The sequence below is a fragment of the Streptosporangium sp. NPDC049644 genome (genome assembly GCF_040675205.1).
GTDB lineage: Bacteria > Actinomycetota > Actinomycetes > Streptosporangiales > Streptosporangiaceae > Streptosporangium > Streptosporangium fukuiense.
Window position 1 is genome coordinate 1 of sequence record NZ_JBFAOJ010000137.1, and the last position, 18,021, is coordinate 18,021.

15 protein-coding genes are annotated in these 18,021 nt (G+C 67.3%); 6 read left to right on the forward strand and 9 right to left on the reverse strand.

What is annotated here, in order from left to right:
* Window positions 1–148 precede the first annotated feature (148 nt).
* On the forward strand, window positions 149–286 hold the full coding sequence (locus AB0J58_RS41000) for a hypothetical protein (RefSeq protein WP_364226338.1): 138 nt from the start codon (window positions 149–151) through the stop codon (window positions 284–286).
* 422 nt (window positions 287–708) lie between these two features.
* Here the strand turns inward: AB0J58_RS41000 and AB0J58_RS41005 are convergent, their stop codons facing one another.
* From AB0J58_RS41005 to AB0J58_RS41025, 5 genes are all read right to left on the reverse strand, one after another.
* Entirely contained in the window at window positions 709–2,538 is a 1,830-nt protein-coding gene (locus AB0J58_RS41005) for a hypothetical protein (RefSeq protein ID WP_364226340.1), read from the reverse strand.
* A 130-nt stretch (window positions 2,539–2,668) separates the two neighbouring features.
* On the reverse strand, window positions 2,669–5,734 hold the full coding sequence (locus tag AB0J58_RS41010; RefSeq protein WP_364226342.1) for a hypothetical protein: 3,066 nt from the start codon (window positions 5,732–5,734) through the stop codon (window positions 2,669–2,671).
* A gap of 217 nt (window positions 5,735–5,951) precedes the next feature.
* Entirely contained in the window at window positions 5,952–9,107 is a 3,156-nt protein-coding gene (locus AB0J58_RS41015) for a hypothetical protein (protein WP_364226344.1), read from the reverse strand.
* A 932-nt stretch (window positions 9,108–10,039) separates the two neighbouring features.
* The gene (locus AB0J58_RS41020; RefSeq protein WP_364226346.1) at window positions 10,040–11,215 is read right to left on the reverse strand and encodes a DUF3103 family protein; all 1,176 of its coding nucleotides are present in this window, start codon (window positions 11,213–11,215) and stop codon (window positions 10,040–10,042) included.
* Window positions 11,216–11,370: 155 nt separating this feature from the next.
* Window positions 11,371–11,787, reverse strand: a complete 417-nt coding sequence (locus tag AB0J58_RS41025) for a LysR substrate-binding domain-containing protein (RefSeq protein WP_364226349.1) — start codon at window positions 11,785–11,787, stop codon at window positions 11,371–11,373.
* Window positions 11,788–11,997: 210 nt separating this feature from the next.
* Between AB0J58_RS41025 and AB0J58_RS41030 the strand changes: the two genes are divergently transcribed.
* The gene (locus AB0J58_RS41030) at window positions 11,998–12,144 is read left to right on the forward strand and encodes a hypothetical protein (protein WP_364226352.1); all 147 of its coding nucleotides are present in this window, start codon (window positions 11,998–12,000) and stop codon (window positions 12,142–12,144) included.
* 141 nt (window positions 12,145–12,285) lie between these two features.
* On the opposite strand, the gene AB0J58_RS41035 is transcribed toward AB0J58_RS41030, so the two are convergent.
* The 3 genes from AB0J58_RS41035 to AB0J58_RS41045 all read right to left on the reverse strand — a co-directional run bounded on the left by AB0J58_RS41035 (window position 12,286) and on the right by AB0J58_RS41045 (window position 14,615).
* Window positions 12,286–12,717, reverse strand: a complete 432-nt coding sequence (locus AB0J58_RS41035) for a hypothetical protein (RefSeq protein ID WP_364226355.1) — start codon at window positions 12,715–12,717, stop codon at window positions 12,286–12,288.
* Between the two features lie 456 nt (window positions 12,718–13,173).
* Entirely contained in the window at window positions 13,174–14,010 is an 837-nt protein-coding gene (locus AB0J58_RS41040) for an MBL fold metallo-hydrolase (protein ID WP_364226357.1), read from the reverse strand.
* Window positions 14,004–14,615: a dihydrofolate reductase family protein gene (locus tag AB0J58_RS41045; RefSeq protein ID WP_364226360.1), complete on the reverse strand. Its 612-nt coding sequence runs from the start codon at window positions 14,613–14,615 to the stop codon at window positions 14,004–14,006. Before AB0J58_RS41045 ends, AB0J58_RS41040 begins: the two co-directional genes overlap by 7 nt.
* Window positions 14,616–14,675: 60 nt before the next feature.
* Here AB0J58_RS41045 and AB0J58_RS41050 point away from each other — a divergent pair, with 60 nt between their 5' ends.
* Complete coding sequence (locus tag AB0J58_RS41050; RefSeq protein WP_364226363.1) at window positions 14,676–15,176, forward strand: helix-turn-helix domain-containing protein; 501 nt, start codon at window positions 14,676–14,678, stop codon at window positions 15,174–15,176.
* Between the two features lie 418 nt (window positions 15,177–15,594).
* Here the strand turns inward: AB0J58_RS41050 and AB0J58_RS41055 are convergent, their stop codons facing one another.
* On the reverse strand, window positions 15,595–16,209 hold the full coding sequence (locus AB0J58_RS41055) for a helix-turn-helix domain-containing protein (protein ID WP_364226366.1): 615 nt from the start codon (window positions 16,207–16,209) through the stop codon (window positions 15,595–15,597).
* Between the two features lie 49 nt (window positions 16,210–16,258).
* On the opposite strand from AB0J58_RS41055, the gene AB0J58_RS41060 reads away from it, so the two are divergent.
* The 3 genes from AB0J58_RS41060 to AB0J58_RS41070 all read left to right on the forward strand — a co-directional run.
* Window positions 16,259–17,209: an NADP-dependent oxidoreductase gene (locus AB0J58_RS41060; RefSeq protein WP_364226368.1), complete on the forward strand. Its 951-nt coding sequence runs from the start codon at window positions 16,259–16,261 to the stop codon at window positions 17,207–17,209.
* Window positions 17,206–17,601, forward strand: coding sequence for a histidine kinase dimerization/phospho-acceptor domain-containing protein (locus AB0J58_RS41065; protein ID WP_364226374.1), 396 nt, complete (start codon window positions 17,206–17,208; stop codon window positions 17,599–17,601). The genes AB0J58_RS41060 and AB0J58_RS41065 overlap by 4 nt, the downstream gene beginning before the upstream one ends.
* A 56-nt stretch (window positions 17,602–17,657) precedes the next feature.
* A partial coding sequence (locus AB0J58_RS41070) for a hypothetical protein (protein ID WP_364226371.1) occupies window positions 17,658–18,021 on the forward strand: 364 nt, incomplete at its 3' end.

Sequence of the window (18,021 nt, forward strand, 5' to 3'; positions counted from 1 at the left end):
AGCCCGGTAGCCGGCCCCGGCCGCCGGGTAAGGAGGACCGCGAGTATCACCTGGCGGCGGGGGATTTCCAGGCCCTTGACAACAACCGAACGGCCAACGGCGTTAACGAGCCGGGGCGGGCCGAGATATCGCCGTCCACCGTTTCGATGTGCTTCAGCAGTTCCTGGCCCATGTCGCCGCCCACGCGGCCCTAGGGGCCGGAACGCACCGCGGCCGGCGTGACGACTGGCCGTATGCCGGCCTGGCCGACCTGCTGCTCACACGGCGGCCTGTTCACCCCGGCTGACCGGTCCGCGCACATTCAACCCGGTCCGCCGGGCTCGTGCTTCGCCGACGCCACGCGGATCGCCGATGCGCACGATCGGCGCTCCGGTTGTCGATGACCGCCGCCGATCATCCCTGCCCGGTCGCGAGACAGCTCCACGATCAGCTCTCGAATACCCTGTCAGGGCCGCTTCAGGTGCTCGTCTCCTACCCGGCCTCGCCGCGGGGCCGTCAGTCGCGGGTCAGCCCGCCCGACCGACTCGCGCCAAGTCCTGTTTCGCACTCCCGGACGGGGACCGTGGAGTGGAACTCGATCATCGTTTGCCGAGCGGGCGCGAAGCACATGGCAGTGATCTCCGCGGGCGCGTGTCCCGCGGAGATCACTGCCCAGCGGCTACGGTCCGGCCGGCCGGTGGTCCGATGCCGCTGAGACGGTGTGGATCGTCAGCCCACCGGACCGTTGATCACAATGTTGTCGACCGTCATGGCACCGCTGTTGTGGATGCCCCAGATGAGGTAGTAGTCGTCGAACGCACCGGTGGTGAACGTCACCGACCTGCTTTTCACCCCGGAGCCGGTGGAATCGGTCAACATCCCGCCCCACCAGTCGTTGCCATATCCCCCGCTGGGGGTCCGCGCCAGGAAGTAGTGCTCGACCTGGGAGTTCGCAGGCCCGAGAATCCGGTACCGGTAGCTCACCGTGTAGGTCGTCGAGCGCTTCAGCTTCATCTTGGCCCTGTTCGAGATCAGGAGCTCCGTCCACTCCCTGGCGGGCAGGCTCTGACCGTAGGCCGAGAAGCTTCCCGACACCACCTGGGACTTGTCCGAGGTGATCCGCAAGGCGTGGTCGAATCCTCCCCAAGTGGAGTAGGCGGTCTTGTCGTACGAGCCCGACTCGAAGTTCTCCCCGATACAGCGGCACGGCCCAGCCGAGCCGTCGTAGTTCATCTTCCACTCCACGTTGCCTCCGAGAGGACCGGCACGGCCGATGTTCGTCGGCTTGACGGTGATCTTCTGGTTATCGAAGGCGGCGGGAATCGTCGTCTCGAACCCGTGGGAATCGCCAAACTCCGGATGGGCGTCACGGATGTCGGTACGGAGCTGGAAGGCTGAGGCCGTCTTGACCGGCTTGCCGTCCGCGAAGATCGAGACCTCTACCGGCGAGCGGGTGTCGGGGTCGATCGCCCAGCCCTTGACCAGGATGTTCTCGCCCTGCCAGCGCACTTCGTTCAGCGCCCCGAACGGATCGTGCCGGGAGTTCTGGGTCATGCAGCCAAGCTGTTTCCCCACTCCTCCAGAGTCGGCGTTCACACAGAGCTCGCTGGGGGTGCCTTCGAGTCCGTCATGCTTGATCCACACTTCCCAGCCATGGTTGGGGCCGAACGTGGGGAAAGCCTTGGCGATGTCGGGGCGCGGTAGGGCGGCGCTGTAGCCGCGGAAAAACTCTTTCTTGTCGCGGAATCCACTGAATGTCGCGTAGGAGGCGGTATAAGGATCGATCATCCAGCCGCCGATCACGGAGTACGCGCCCGATTCGACGACCGCGAGAGGAATCCGGTACTCGATGGCGCCGAACGCCCGGGAGTCGAACTCAAGGCATCCGAGGTCGGTGACCTTGGTGGTGGTGTAGAACGCCGATACGCAAACCTGGTGCAGCCCTCTGGTCGGTGGGATCTGGACGTCGAAGTTGAACCCGTGCGCGTCGCCGTAGGGGGTGCCCGGCCTCGGGGTGTTGGCCCAGCTTGTGACCTGCGCCTGTCCCGATGTGCCGCCGATCACTTGGACGGTCTTGGAGGGGTAGGCGCTGTTCGCGGCCCATCCCTTGACGCGGATCCGTCCTCCCGCCTCCAGGATCGCCTCCTCGAGTTTTCCCACCACCGTGTTGGTTCCCGGGTCAGTGGTGGGTGCCGCGTTGGGCTGCTGCGGGAGCTTGAGGAAGCCGTCGGGAGTCCGGTCCAGCCGCCGCGTCTTCGGTGGTTCGACCTTCCGCGTGCCCGACAGGTCGGGGAGTTGTGCGCGGTCGAGCTCGCTCGGCGTGTAGGGCGTGAACTTCTCCTTCCCCTTCTCCTTTTTCTTTGTCCCCGGGTCCGGCTTTTTGCGCGTATCCGCGAGCTCCCCCGCGGACTGAACGGTCAGCGCCGGCGCGGACGATCGGGCGCTGCTCGGTGCGTTGACGAGTGTGCCTCCGGCGGCCTGCGCCGGTGGCGCCATCGGGAAGAGCAGGAGCGCACACAGCACGCTCGCCGCTCGCAGGGCATTGGTTCCTCTTCGCATGGTCATTCCTCTGACTCCCTGGACGGGATGAGATGGGGAACAGACGTCGGTGGGGCTGATGAAGGCCACGGACCGCGCATCCGGGTTGTCATGTGGACGGGTTCCATCCAGGGGCTCCGTCCGGTCTCTTTCATCGGGCGGAGGGACGGGTCATGGTGTCGTAGGTTTCGAGGAGTTTGTGGGCGGTGGTGACGGGGGCAAGGGTCTCGGTGTAGGTCTTTTGCTTGAGGCTCTTGGAGTGGTGGTCGTAGCGCAGGCGCAGGGTGTCGGCGGTGTGGTAGGCGAAGGCCGCGATGGTGTTGGCCAGCGGGTCCTGGCTCCACCGGTCCACGGGCAGCTGGCTCTTGTACCAGGTCAGACAGTTGGTCAGCCAGGCGTGCTGCTGGCCGGCGAAGGGGTTGAGAGTGGCGGCGCAGGCCGTCTCGGAGGTGGCGGCGCAAGAGCTGTAGGTGTTTTGCGCCGTGCGGAAGATGGTGGTGATGGTGGTGTCGCCGGGGGTGTCGGCGGGCAGGCGCTCGGCGCCGTGCAGCAGGACCTGCAAGAGCTCGTCGTCGTTGAGAGCGGTGGGGAAACCGACCGCGGTGTAGGCCTGCAGCAGGCGCAGAGCGGTGGTGAGCTCGGCGTTGGCCTGGAAGAGAGGCTTGCCCGGGGTGGTCAGCTCGGTGACGACGGCGTCGTAGTAGCCCTTCTGGCGTTCGGTCAGGAACCGGGTGACCTGGGTACGGACGGCCTGCTGGGGCTCGGGGTACTCGGTGAGCGTGGCGCTTTCGGCGAAGGACTGCCGATAGCCGCCGCTGACCCAGCGATCGAGGTAGTACTGGACGGGGTTGCAGGCCGACGGGGGTTCGGGGCTGGAATCGGGTCTGCGGCAGACGGTGGGCACCTCCCAGGTCTTGGTCCAGGTACGCAGCGTCTGGGGCGGGTTCGCAGGCTGGCCGGAGGCGCTGGGCCAGGTGATGCGCAGGTGCATGGTGACCGACAGGGTCGAGGTGATGGAGTCCTCGGTGAGGGCGACCTGGTGGCAGTAGCCGAGAGTGGGCCGGGAGCCTTCGGGGAAGGCGTATCGGGCCATGGGGATGGCGTTGCCGCTGTAGGTGACGTTGGCGGGCCGTTCGAGGTTGAGGATCGGGCCCTGCCCGGAGCCGCCGGTGCAGATCGGCACGATGTCGGGAGGAGAAGGCTGGGTGGCGATGGCCTGGTCGGCGGTGCCGAAGAGCTTGTAGTCCTTGTTGTCGACGGCCTGTTTCTGCAACGGCAACAGGGCGGCGTTGAAGTCGGTGGCGGCGTTCTTGTAGTCCTCGACGAGCCCGGCGTAGAGCTTGTTGGTGTGGGACCCGTCGGGGTTGGGAGTGGGGGCGGGCTCACTGAGCGCGCGGACGGCGGCGTCGATGTCCCGGCCCGCGGCGACGAGGTCGGCGGTGCGCTGGGGATTCATCTGGGCGGCGTAGACGGGGTTCTCCGCGGCGAGCTGACGGTAGCCGGTGGCCATCGACAGCCAGACCGCGGCGTTGGGAATCTCCGCGACACCGGCCGGCACACTGGCGGGCCATCCGTACTTACGGTTGCCGTACCAGGTCAAGAACCCGGCCGCGCCACCGGTCTCCTCATACAGATCCAGCGCGGCCACCGGATCGTTCTCGTGAGTGGGGTAGCTGCCCTTACTGGGCACGAACGGAGCCTCCCGCGCCTGCGACACCCCAGCGAAATGAACCAGGTTCATCGTGCTGTCGAACTCTCCCACGGTCGGGATCGGCTGCTGATGGGTCTCGCGATACCGGAGATGCTGGCTCAGCGCCACTCGGACATTCTTGAGGTGCTCGTTCTGCAGGGACTTGACGATCTCGCTCGACCAGGTGTCCACCTTCTGCTCGATGGTGTGGAGCTGTCCCTGGATCTGGGTGAGCTGGGCGATCGACACCTGCTGCAGTTTCAGGACCTCGTCGAACTTGCCCAGCATCTCGGTGTAGATGACGTTGAGATTCTTGTTCACCCGGGTGAACTGCTCGTTCATCGCGTTGTGCAGGCCCGCCACCTGCTGACGGAGCTCGCCGACCTGCTTGAGGATCATCTCCTCGGGACTGGGCTGACCGGCCTGGAAGAGCGGGAGCAGGGCGACGACCGTGGTGATGACGGTCTTGGCGAGGTCCGCCGTCCCGGTCGAGAAGACCGCCTCCCGCCAGCCCTTGCCGGCGATCTTGGGGAGGTATTCGTTGACGGCGGTGGCGACCTTGATGACCCCGTCACAGACGGCGGCCATCTTCTGCGCCTCCTTGGGATTGGTCAGCCCGAGGATCGAGGTCAGAAGCCTGAGCCCCTCCCCTGCCGCGTTGATGCTCTCCTGCCGCGTCTTGGCGCGTTCCGCCGCCAGGTCGTAGGCACTGGGTGGTGCGGCAGGCGCGTAGGTGACCCAGAGGAAGGCGCCGTCGCTTCCGTTGTGCAGGACCTCGATGTCCTTCACCGTCTGCTTGACGCTCTCGTTGCTCTTGGCCAGCAACTGGTTCATCTGCTTGACGACTTCTTCTTTGTGCTTCGGGTCGCTCGGCGGGAATTTCATGATTGCTTGAAGGTCGACGGCGTCCTTCAGGGGCGAGCTCTGCAGCAGCTGGTCGGTCGTGGCGCTCGCGGTGATGCCGGAGTCGGCACCGATCTCGGCGTTCCACGCCCTGACGGCGGGGTGGTCGGCACCCCGTTGCGCGCTCAACTCCCGGATCGCCGCCGCCGCCTTCTCGTTCAGCCCCCGCAGCACGACGGCCGCCTCGGCGTCGGCGGACCTCTGGCTGGAGAGGGACTGCCGCCAGTCGTCGTATCGCTGCGGGGAGGCGGGTAGTTCGTTCACCAGTCCGTTCAGCACCACACCGATCTCGCGATACCCCGGGTCGGACTCCGCCAAGGCGCCGATCTGGACGAGGGCGTCGGCCTCATGGCCGGCTCCGGGATAGGCGCGGTCCAGCTTCGCGCCGATTCCGGTCTCGGACGCTTTGATGGCCTGGGTGTAGTGTTCCTCGCTCGCGGCGGGGTTGCGGGTGACCTCAGCCACATGGAGCAGGCTGAGCACGACGTCCTTGAAAAGCTGCGGACTGCGTAGACGCATCGTGGCCGCGTGCAAGACGGCGTCGATCCGCTGCTGGCCGTCAAGGGACAGCCCGGCGTGCGCGGGCGTCGCGAGTGTTCCGTGCAGCAGCGACGCTGTCAGCACGAGGGGAAGAACCCCCCTTATCGCCCTGGCCAGACGGGCTACCGCCGACCCGCCACTCGTGTGGCCGCCACGGGTTCTGCTCGATCTCACCGATCGTCCTCCTTCGGATCCGCTGATGACGGATCCGCCTATGCCGCGGGCCGGGAGAACGAGCGCCGATGACTCCGCCCATCGTTCCCCGGACCGCGTGCCTGGTGTTGTCTGTGCTGTCAGCCGGTCATGGAGTGGGGGTGTGAATCACGGTGTCGTAGGTTTCGAGGAGTTTGTGGGCGGTGGTGACGGGGGCGAGGGTCTCGGTGTAGGTCTTTTGCTTGAGGCTCTTGGAGTGGTGGTCGTAGCGCAGGCGCAGGGTGTCGGCGGTGTGGTAGGCGAAGGCCGCGATGGTGTTGGCCAGCGGGTCCTGGCTCCACCGGTCCACGGGCAGCTGGCTCTTGTACCAGGTCAGACAGTTGGTCAGCCAGGCGTGCTGCTGGCCGGCGAAGGGGTTGAGAGTGGCGGCGCAGGCCGTCTCGGAGGTGGCGGCGCAAGAGCTGTAGGTGTTTTGCGCCGTGCGGAAGATGGTGGTGATGGTGGTGTCGCCGGGGGTGTCGGCGGGCAGGCGCTCGGCGCCGTGCAGCAGGACCTGCAAGAGCTCGTCGTCGTTGAGAGCGGTGGGGAAACCGACCGCGGTGTAGGCCTGCAGCAGGCGCAGAGCGGTGGTGAGCTCGGCGTTGGCCTGGAAGAGAGGCTTGCCCGGGGTGGTCAGCTCGGTGACGACGGCGTCGTAGTAGCCCTTCTGGCGTTCGGTCAGGAACCGGGTGACCTGGGTACGGACGGCCTGCTGGGGCTCGGGGTACTCGGTGAGCGTGGCGCTTTCGGCGAAGGACTGCCGATAGCCGCCGCTGACCCAGCGATCGAGGTAGTACTGGACGGGGTTGCAGGCCGACGGGGGTTCGGGGCTGGAATCGGGTCTGCGGCAGACGGTGGGCACCTCCCAGGTCTTGGTCCAGGTACGCAGCGTCTGGGGCGGGTTCGCAGGCTGGCCGGAGGCGCTGGGCCAGGTGATGCGCAGGTGCATGGTGACCGACAGGGTCGAGGTGATGGAGTCCTCGGTGAGGGCGACCTGGTGGCAGTAGCCGAGAGTGGGCCGGGAGCCTTCGGGGAAGGCGTATCGGGCCATGGGGATGGCGTTGCCGCTGTAGGTGACGTTGGCGGGCCGTTCGAGGTTGAGGATCGGGCCCTGCCCGGAGCCGCCGGTGCAGATCGGCACGATGTCGGGAGGAGAAGGCTGGGTGGCGATGGCCTGGTCGGCGGTGCCGAAGAGCTTGTAGTCCTTGTTGTCGACGGCCTGTTTCTGCAACGGCAACAGGGCGGCGTTGAAGTCGGTGGCGGCGTTCTTGTAGTCCTCGACGAGCCCGGCGTAGAGCTTGTTGGTGTGGGACCCGTCGGGGTTGGGAGTGGGGGCGGGCTCACTGAGCGCGCGGACGGCGGCGTCGATGTCCCGGCCCGCGGCGACGAGGTCGGCGGTGCGCTGGGGATTCATCTGGGCGGCGTAGACGGGGTTCTCCGCGGCGAGCTGACGGTAGCCGGTGGCCATCGACAGCCAGACCGCGGCGTTGGGAATCTCCGCGACACCGGCCGGCACACTGGCGGGCCATCCGTACTTACGGTTGCCGTACCAGGTCAAGAACCCGGCCGCGCCACCGGTCTCCTCATACAGATCCAGCGCGGCCACCGGATCGTTCTCGTGAGTGGGGTAGCTGCCCTTACTGGGCACGAACGGAGCCTCCCGCGCCTGCGACACCCCAGCGAAATGAACCAGGTTCATCGTGCTGTCGAACTCTCCCACGGTCGGGATCGGCTGCTGATGGGTCTCGCGATACCGGAGATGCTGGCTCAGCGCCACTCGGACATTCTTGAGGTGCTCGTTCTGCAGGGACCTGATGATCTCGCTCGACCAGGTGTCCACCTTCCGCTCGATGGTGTGGAGCTGTCCCTGGATCTGGGTGAGCTGGGCGATCGACACCTGCTGCAGTTTCAGGACCTCGTCGAACTTGCCCAGCATCTCGGTGTAGATGAGGTTGAGGTTCTTGTTCACGGCGTCGAACTGCTTGTACATGGCGGTCTGGAGTGTGACCACCTCCTGGCGGAGCTTGCCGAGCTCGGTCAGGATCCGCATCTCTATGCTCGGCTGACCGGCCTGGAAGAGCGGGAGCAGGGCTCCGATCGCACCGAGGATGTTCCCGGTGAGCACCACCGATCCCAGGGAGAAGATGGCGTCCTGCAATCCCTTCGCGGCGATCTTCGGGAGGTAGTCGTTGATGGCGCTCGCGACCTTGATGGCCGCCTCACCGAGGTACTTCACCCTCCTGCCGCTCTCCCCGTCGGCGAAGTCCACGACGCTGACGAGCCCTTTGAGTCCCTGCTCGACGTGCTTGATGTACTTTCCGCGTTGCGCGGCGCTCTCCTGCGCCCGTTCGAAGGCGGACTTGCAGTCGGCCAGGGCGTCCGTGCGGATAGCGGCTCCGGGCGCGCAGGGCGGTTCCGCGGGAGCGGAGGTGCTCCAGAGGAACGCGCCGTCGTACGTGCTCTGCAACTCGTCGATCGCCTCGACCGCGTCCTTGATGATCTCGTTGTTCGCCGCCAGCAGAGCGGCCAGCCTCTTGTCGACCTCCTGCTGCCATCTGGGGTCGCCCGGGGAGTACTTGAGAATCTCGCTGAGCCCGACCACCTCGTTGAGCTCGGCGTCCGCCAGGAAATCCGCGGTCGCCGCACCGGCGGTGATACCGGATCGGACACCGACCTGGGAGTTCCAGACCCGCACCGCGGGGTGATCCACGCCCAGGTCCAGCGCCACCTTCCGGATCCGGCGCGCGCCGGCGAGGCTCACCTCGTCCAGGAGAATGGAGGTCTCCTGGTCGGTGTACCGCTGCGCGGCGAGCGCGTCCGACCAGGTGTCGTACCGCGAGATCGGCGAGATGACCAGGTCGCGCAGCGCGTTCTTGACGGTGGCGGCGACTCCCTCCATTCCCGGAACCTGCGCGCCCACCTTGGCGATCCTGGACATGAGGTCCACGCTGTCCTTCGCGTCGGCCTCCGAGCCGAGTTTCTGGTCGATCTGTTCCGAGGCGGCCTGAAGCCGGCTGAGATACTGCTCCTCGGTCAATCCCGGCGAGGTGAGCGCGAGTGTCCCCAGATACTCGCTGAGCAGGCTGTCCCTGTACGGCTTCGGGCTCTTGAGGTGCGTGGCCGTCGCGTGCAGCCTGGTGTTCAAAGCCTCCTGTTGCGCCGGCGACGGATCGGCGTACGCGGGGGAGGCGAATGTTGCATGTGTCAGGCTCGTGGTGAGCACGACGGTCATCACCGTCGCGACCAGCCGGCTCAGCCGGGGCACCCGTCCCCGACGTTGTGGGCGGTCAGTTTTTCTCCATCTCGACCTCACTGAGGGTCCTCTCGCATAGATGTCGGCCGTGGAAGTCCGGCCGGAGTGAACTCGGCGATGGGGAGGCCATCTGTCCGAGGTCGCACCGCGAGAGCTCGGGGCTACGGCCTTCCACGAAGCCGTGCGTGGTGACACACCTGGTCCGCGGCCGGCCCAGGTTCCTTCGTTGTCCGGCGCGGAGACTGCTGGGGAGGCGAGCTGCCGCTACGAGGTCGTCATACGGGTTTCCAGAGCAGATGCCCCGTGCCCGGCACGCGGAGGTGACGGACTCGGCATCGTCGGCCGGCGCGTGTCGTCACCGGCGTGGCGGAGGGCCGATGTCATCCCATGTCGTATTCGATTCACGCCCATCTGCTGTGGCTTCTCCGTCAGCAGCGCGTGAGTCCACCCACATCCGGGAGAGGAGCTGCCCGCGACGTTCCCACCGGCAGTAGTCGCTGCCACGCTGCTCGGCCGACTGCAGATGTCGGCAGGAGGCCGTACGTGTCTCATGACACTTCCTGTAATGCAAGCCTGATCGAATGATCGAAGCGTCACTCAAATCGCTTATGAGGGACTTATGGGAACTTGGAGATCCCTCTTTAGTTCATCTTTAGTTCATCGTTGTGCTTATCGGTTCCGGGTTGGCCGTTGACCTGCCCGGACGGCCGGCATGACCTGGAATTGACGCAGGGTCTTATGGAGGGTCAGACCACCCCGGCTTCTTTTGGGCCGGTCAGCCGAGGTCCGGCAAAAACGGGAGAGCGGCGCCGGCCGGTGAAGAAGCTACCCTCGAAACAGGTCAGGCTCAGCCCGGTCACGTCCTTCGTACCCGGGCACAGGCCGCGGCCCCGGTGTGTCACCGGGGCCGCGGCGGTCAACGTGTCGGGCCGAAGCCGGACTCGTCAGATCCAGTTGGAGATCAGGCGTACCTCCATGCCGGTCGGGCGGGCGGCGCAGGGCACGGACTTGATCTGTCCGGCGTAGCCGGCCCGGATGCTGTAGCAGGAGTCGACCCAGTCGTCGCTGTCGGTGACCCAGTCGCTGGGCAGCGCGCTGATGACCTTGTCGGCGAGCGCGACGTACTGGCCGTTTCCGGTGGCGACGAGCGCGCCTTCGACGATGGCCTTGGCCAGGGCGGACAGGTCGGCGTTGTCGTCGCGCTCCATGAAGACGACATCGACGGCGGTCCAGCTGAAGTTGGACCACTCGATCAGGACCTGGTTCACGTTGTTGTAGGTCGTGCCCTCGTCGGTGATGTAGGGCATCTCGATGCTGTCGACCCGAGCCTTACCGTCGGTCCCGGCGCCCATGGTCCAGGCGTAGATCTCCGGTCCGCCCTTGTACCAGGGCTCGTGGTCGTTGTAGTTGGTGATGCGGTAGATCTGGGCTGCCCAGCGGGGCGTTCCCGCGGCCTGCGCCGTAGGCTGCTGGGCCTCATCGGCCTTACGGTCGGCTCCGGTGACGCCGGCCTCGGTGAGAGCCTTGCGGATGACCTGCTGGCCCAGCTCGGCGGTCTTGCGCTCGTTCAGGCCCACGACGAGCACCGCCTGTTTGGGAGCCCGGCGGGCATCGAGTTCGTGAGTGCGGCCGGCCGAGTCGTAGGCGGTGACGGTGCGGACGAACTTCTCGTCCTTGGACGGGGTGAACATGACCAGTGGCTTCTCGCCCGCGGCGACCCGCTTGACCGTGGCGGGGTCGGCCGAGACCTCCAGCAGTGACTCGCCCTCGCCTTCGGCCTGGAGACCCTTCAGCTGCAGGATCTTGCTGTCAGCCTGGCGGGTGTAGTCGGTCAGGTCCTGCGCGCCTGGCACGGAGGCGAACAACGCGGCCAGGTCGGCCTGGCCGTCACCCGCCAGCTCGCGGTTGAGCACCGCCTTGAACTCACCGTTGTCGAGCCTGCGGGCGATCTGCTCGGCGAGCATCCGCTTGAACCCGTCCATGGTGGCGGCCGACTCTGCGGCCTTGAGTTTGGCCGACTGGCCGGGGGGCAGCGGATCGGCCGCGGCCGTCGTTGGTGCTACAGTACCCATCAGGGTGGTGGCCAGGGCGAATGCCGCCAGCCCAACTACCTTCTTCACAAAATCTCCTGGTCAATGCGAGAAGAAGACCGACAGAGCACTACCTCCGGATCCTTGCGGGAACCCAGCGGTTGCGTAAGGCAGAGGATGACCGGCGCGCCTTATCAAATGATTACGTCTTCTTATGAATTCTTATGGTCGACCCCATAATGGGTTTAACGTTCATTCTCGAACTTGGATGTGTGGACACCCGCGTGCGGCCGGTCCTGGGATCGGATCGCGACGGCCAAGGTCGGCACGGCCCGCGTCGCCTCCCCCAGCGGGTCTTCGGGGTCGGTCATCCCGAGGTCGACTCGCACGCCCGGATGCTTCTGGCGAAGCCGGGCGAGCGCGGGCACCATCAGAGTGGCGCCCGCCGTGGCGAAGCAGCATATCGCCAGCCGCTCGGTGTGCCCGGCTCTAGGTCGGTCACCTTCCAGCTCAACTACCGGCTCATCTCGGACGAGGGCACGACCGGCGCCGCCATCGTCGGATACCTGCTGCCGGGAACGATGGTGCTCGACGAGGAACCCGGCCCGCGCGTTATCTCGGGAATGATCCGGCACCGGGATGACGACGCCCGGGTCCGTCATGCCTGTCCGATCAGCCGCGGGACACCCGAGTCACGGCGCGAGCGGTGCGGGTCCGAGGCGGCAAAGCCCACAGACAGCCGGAGGCGGGGCACCGGACCTCCGCTCATGGGCGGACTGGCTCCGCGAGATCGCCCGTAGTTCAGGGGCGCCGTCGGGTTCGGCACCCTGAGCACGGCGCTGGACCCCAACAAGCCATCCCGCCTGCCCAGCATGAAAGTCGTGGAGGGCTTCATCATCGGCTGCGGAGGCAGCGAAGACGAGCTCACCCAGTGGACCACGGCCTGGCGCCGGATCCGCATGGCCAAAACCCTCGAGAACGTCACCTCGCTTCCCACCAACCGCCGCACCGCCAGCTAAACGATCATCACGAGGGTACGGCGAGATAGTGATCGGCGCTGCTGCGAAGAGGGCGTATTCCCAGCGGGCCGCGGCCGGGCTGCGCGCGGCTCCCGAGAGGGGCGCGACGGGAAAGCCATGGTTCCCGAAAGGTCGAAGCCGTTAGGAGTGGGTAGCCTCAGTGACGGGGCGAGTAGTGCTCCACAGCCGTATTGTGCCGTCTTCGCTCCCGGCGGCGAGGGTTTTGCCGTCCGGGCTGAAGGCCATTGAGTGGAACCAGTCGCTGGTGTGGCTGTCGAGGGTGGCAATGGTTTTACGGTCGGCCACGTCCCATAACTGCACCGTGTCGCTGCCGCCGGTGGCGAGGATCTTGCCGTCCGGGCTGAAGGCCATCGAGTAGACGGCGCCGATGTAGCCGGTGAGGGTGGCGGTCGGTGGGAGTTCGGGGGCGCCGGTGGGGGTGGCGCTTGGGGGGAGCTCGGGGGTGCAGGCGGCCGTGGTCGGTATGCCGACCGCGGCCAGGGCGCCGAGCCCGCCCAGGAGCAGGGTGCGGCGAGATAGTGATCGGCGCTGCCGCGGAGGGGTCGTGTTCACACCCCTAGCTGTAGAAGATCACGCTTGAGATTGACTTGAAGGCCTCTGCATCACCTTCTGCCGCCCAGGCTGAGCAGCTCGCCGGAGCGCGACCACGCCGGGCGGGCCCGGCATTACCGCCCAGACCCCGATGTGCATCCCGGAAACCGGGCCGTACCAACCGGTGACTTGCGGGAATACCTAATCACGGACCCGGCGGAGCAGCCGGGCCGGGTCGGCGGCCGCCGTCCCGGTGTCGACGACAAACGCGCCGCAAGCGCGGCGAATCCATCCGCACCATCGCCGCCGGAGTGAAGGTCTCCGTCTGCGTCGTCCACAAGACCCTCGCAGACGCACAGCTCGCAGACGCACAGGGCAACCCCCGCTGACCGGCTCGGCCACCCTGGAGAACGTCGTGCCGCTACCCCGGATCCCGACCGGCGACCCGCGCGTACCGGCTGTGTCGCACACCGATCGCTAGCGGGGCGCCCCGCCACGCTCGCTTCTTTGGGCGAGGCGCTGGAGTTGCCCTTCGTGCATGCCGGCCACCCACTCCCAGCCAGGCTTGGCCGATGGGCCGACCCGTGGGTCGGCGGGGACTTGGCCGTTCCGTAATGCGAGTACGTACGCCCGATCCTGGTCGATCCGTGCCTGTACCTGGTCGGATCCGCCGACGGACCCGTGGCCCGGGACGACGATATCAACGCCGCCCGCCACGCCCTCGAGCAACCGCAGCGCGGCGAGGTAGTCCTCGATCGGGTCAGCGGCGCCGTCCAAGTCGAGCATCGGAATCAAGGCATCGGAAAGCATGTCGCCGGCGACGAGAACTCCGCGTTCTTCGATCAACAGCGCCGCATGGCCCGGGGCATGCGCTTGATGCTCGATGATCCGGACCCCGGGGCCATCCCAAGGAATCTGCGTAGTTTCGGCGGGCAGGCCGGTAACGAGGCCGAGCAGGTCCAGCGGTACCTGCCCGGCGATTTCCGTCTCGAGCAGGTGAGCGGCGATGCGGGCCTTCGCACCCGCGTCCGACAGTTGATCTCGGACAGTGGCCGCGCAGCGCGCGGTGCCATAACGGGGCGCCTCGCCGAGCCGGGCGTGCCAGAGCAGGTGATCCCAATCCGGATGCGTAGAAAACCCTGCCACAACGGGCTGACCCAACTCGCGAAGGTCGTTCGCGAGACAGTCGATCTCGGAGCCGGTCACCCCGGGGTCGATGAGCAACACACCGGCCCGGCCCTGCACGACAACGGCGTTGCTCTGCACGAACTCGCTCTCGTGGACCAGCACACCCTTCGCGACCTGCCTCAGCACGAGCTCACCTCCCTTGTATCCCGGATGGCGTAGCGATGCATCGTGACGCCCTGCTCGAACGATCGCTGCTCCAGCAGGTCGAGGTCGATCGGCAGGTCGTAGTCGTCGAACAGCGGCCTGCCGAAACCGAGAACGGCGGGATGGGTGAAGAGCAGCAGCTCGTCAAGCAGCCCGGCCCGGAGAAGCTGCGTCGCGATTGCCGCGCCACCCACCCCGATGGTGCCGTCGATCTCGGCCCGCAGGGCGGCGAGCTGCTCGATCGCGTCGTCTACGCCGATGATCCGGGTGTTGTGATCGGCGCTGTGGCGGGTGCGGGAGACGAGCACCTTGGGCTTGGCGGTCCAGATCTCGCCGTACTCACGCATGACATCCGGCAGCGACGCGTCCTCGCGCGCACGTGGCCAGTACTCCTCCATCGTCTCGTACATGACCCGGCCCTGGACCATCAGGGCGAGCGCCTGCGCCCGGGCATTGAACTCGCGGTGCAGTTCCTCGCCGATGCGCAGCCACTCACCCGCGCCGTTGTCCCCCGGAACTTGCTCGATCCGCAGGTCGAGGGACACGTTCATCCAATATACGAAGTGGCCCATCATCTCCTCTTCCACTATAGTGATTGCATTTTGCAACTACTATATTGAGGACGAAATACCTGTCAAGGAGGAATCGTGGAACCACGGTCCGGGTGTCCGATCAACGCCGCCGTCGAAGTGCTCGGAGATCGCTGGTCGTTGCTCGTGCTTCGCGACGTCATCTTCGGCGACCGCCGCTACTTTCGGGCGCTGCTCACCGGGTCGATCGAGGGCATCGCCTCGAACATCCTCGCCGACCGCCTCGTGCGGCTCGTAGAAGCAGGGATCCTCACCCGCGGCACCGCCGCGCGGGGGCAGCGCGCTCGCTACAGCCTCACTGAAACCGGCATCCAGACTCTTCCGATCATCTATGCCCTCGGCAACTGGGGCCTCGACTGGCGCCCGGGCGGCGACGAGCTCCGGAGCCGGCAGCAGCTCATGCGCGACGAGGGTCCGGCGTTCGTCGAGGAGCTCATGGACGAGCTTCGCGTCCGCCACCTCGACGCCCCGCCGAAGCCGCACGACGGTCCAGGCCCGCTTGAGCGCCTCGACGCCGCCTACACCGCGGCGGCCGCCGAGCAGGAACACGCCGACTAACGGTGACGGAACGGCCCCCGCCCCGACCTTCTTGGGCTCCGGTAGCTTGCCACCACCGCACACAAGACGTCGCCACCATGGGACAGACACACTGCCTGCCCGACCTCGGATGACTCCGCAACGCCCAGAGCCGTTTCGAAGCCGGACCTTGCCGGATCCCCTGGTTGCCGACGAGGTGGTGCCAAGACGCGGTGGCGTACGGCTGTCTTACGCTCATCTTGCTGCAGTTCGGCCGCCCGCCAACGATGTCGTTCGACGTCCCCGACTCCGGCGTCGGTCAGCTTCATGCAGCGCGGCGTCGTCCCGGTGCGCTTCAGCGGGACGCGATACTGCATCGGAACGGCCGGTGACGACAGGAGGCGTCCGCCGGGCCCCTTAACGTGACTGGCCGTTCGGTTGCCGCTCAAGCCCCGAGGCACTACTGAACGGCCGGCAGCAGCCGGACCGCCGGCGGAAGCGGCGCGCGGACGGGGTCGGCACGGAAAGACTGGATCATCAGGGCCGCGAAACGGCGCGATGCCGCCGCTCGTTGCTCGGGTGATTCGGCGCGGATGCCCTCGTTCGCCATCATCGCCAGGATGAAGTCCTCCAGGACGAAGTCCGCCCGCAGGCCGCCCGCCTCCTTCGCGCGCCGGATGAGTTGGAGCAGCAGCCGGATCGTACGGTCCCGGTCCGCGGTGAAGTACGGCAGCTGCGAGGTGAACGCGCCGGACAGACCCCGGTCGAGGGCGTGCACCTCCATGAGCTTCTCGAACGCCAGGCAGAACCCGCGCCACGGGTCGACCTGCGCCAGCCCTTCCTCGACGACCGCCGAGCACATGGCCATCGGCTCGGCGAAGACCTCACCGAGCAGCGCTTCCTTGGTTGGGAAGTGCCGGTAGACGGTGGCCGCGCCAACTTGCGCGCGCCGGGCGATCTCCCGGATCGGCACATCGAGGCCCTCGGCGGCAAAGGTCGCGCGGGCGACCGCGAGAATGCGCGCGCGGTTGTCGCGGGCGTCCGAGCGCAGCTTCTGACTCACTTCGGCCGTCACCGCTCTCACTTTAGTCAAACGGACGGGGTGTTTCGTTACGGTGTGGCGCATGAGAGTTGTTCAGTTTTCGGAGTACGGCCCGGCAGGCGTGGTGCATGTCGCCGAGGTCGAGGAGCCGCATGCCGGGCCGGGGACGATTCGCATCGCTGTGCGGGCGTCCGGATTGTCGACGGGAGAGACGTCCATCCGCTCAGGGAAGATGCGTGACGTGGTGCCCGTGACGTTCCCGTACCGGACCGGGTTCGACGCCGCCGGCGTGGTGGACGAGGTCGGCGACGACGTCACGGGGGTCGGGATCGGCGACGAGGTGTTCGGCATGACCGCGACGACCGCGCGCGGCGCCAACGCCGATCACGCGGTCCTGGTCGCCTGGGCGCCGAAACCGGCCGCGTGGAGCTGGGAGGAGGCCGGTGGTGCCGCAGGCAGCGTCGAGACGGCCGCCCGGGTGCTCGACCGGCTCGCGGTCGGCGCCGGGCACACCGTGCTGGTGCAGGGCGCGGCCGGCGGGGTGGGCACGGTCGCCGTGCAGTTCGCGGTCGCCCGCGGCGCCACCGTCATCGGCACGGCCGGGGAGCACAACCACGACTTCCTGCGCTCGCTGGGCTCCAAGCCGACGACGTACGGGGCGGGCCTGGTCGAACGGGTCCGCGCGCTGGCACCGGGCGGGGTGGACGCGGTGTTCGACTGCGCAGGAGGGGCGCTGCCCGATCTGGTCGCCATCACCGGGAACCCGGCGCGCGTGGTGACGATCGCTCCCGACCTCACCGCGGCGGCCCTCGGCGTGCACCTGTCGCACGGCGTGCCAGCCGGTGACACGGCGGCGGCCGTTGGGGCCGCCGATCCGCTGGCGGTGCACGGTCTCGGCATCGCGGTCGAGCTCGCCGGGCAGGGCCGGCTACGGGTGCCGGTCGCGGCGGCGTTCCCGCTCACCGAGGCCACCGCCGCGCACGAGCTGAGCGAGAGCCGTCACGCCCGCGGGAAGATCGTGCTGGTGAACTGACCAGCCCCCACCGGCCCACACGCGGCAGGGGGCGCGCAGATCACTTCGGCCATTCGTGCACCCGGCTTCGGAAACCGGCATTCACCTCGGACGCCTCCCACGATCTGCGCGGCCCGCCGGCCGCGATGCGCCTGCAGATCGACGAGGCGCTCGCCTATCCGCAGGAGACCGACTGGCCGCGAACGGCGAACGCGCTGCTGGACAGTGTGGAACGGCTGCAGAACCTGGTCACCGACCTGTTGCGGATCGCCCGGCTGGACGCGGGCGTCAGCGGCCGACACGATCCCATCGACCTGACCGGCCTGATCAAGAACCGGCTCAAGCCCATGCGATACCAGCCTGAATTCATCGCCGGGACCGGGACCGGCCTCGTCCTGTCCGAACCACCGTAGTGACGCCCAACTTTCAAACTCAGTAACCGCAGGCGAAAGCCGTACGATTTGCCACTATGAGGTCGCGGATGACGGCACTGGCCACCTGCTTGATCACGCTGGGCTGTGCTGCGCAGCCCCCACTCGCCGCGCCGGTCCCCGCACCGTCGAGCACGCCCACCGTGTCGGCCCCTTCGGCATCGGCCACGCCTACCGAGAGGTGGGTCCGAGTCCCCGGCCTGCCAGACGACGACACGTGGGAGCGTGGCCTGCGCGACGTGACCGCCGCCGGTCCCGAGCTGGCGTGGGCGATCGGGTACACCGGCTGGGAGGACGGCGTGGAGACGTCGCTGCGTGCCTGGGACGGGTCACGGTGGCGCGCGGTGCCCGTCGAGGATGCTCAGGGCGGCCTGGCGAGCATCGACTCCGACGGGCCGCGCA

Bases quoted from the DNA above. Each gene is read 5' to 3' on its own strand.
- AB0J58_RS41060 (WP_364226368.1), top strand. From the start codon at position 16,259: ATGAGAGTTGTTCAGTTTTCGGAGTACGGCCCGGCAGGCGTGGTGCAT.
- AB0J58_RS41005 (WP_364226340.1), bottom strand. From the start codon at position 2,538: ATGCGAAGAGGAACCAATGCCCTGCGAGCGGCGAGCGTGCTGTGTGCG.
- AB0J58_RS41030 (WP_364226352.1), top strand. From the start codon at position 11,998: ATGAAAGTCGTGGAGGGCTTCATCATCGGCTGCGGAGGCAGCGAAGAC.
- AB0J58_RS41025 (WP_364226349.1), bottom strand. From the start codon at position 11,787: ATGACGGACCCGGGCGTCGTCATCCCGGTGCCGGATCATTCCCGAGAT.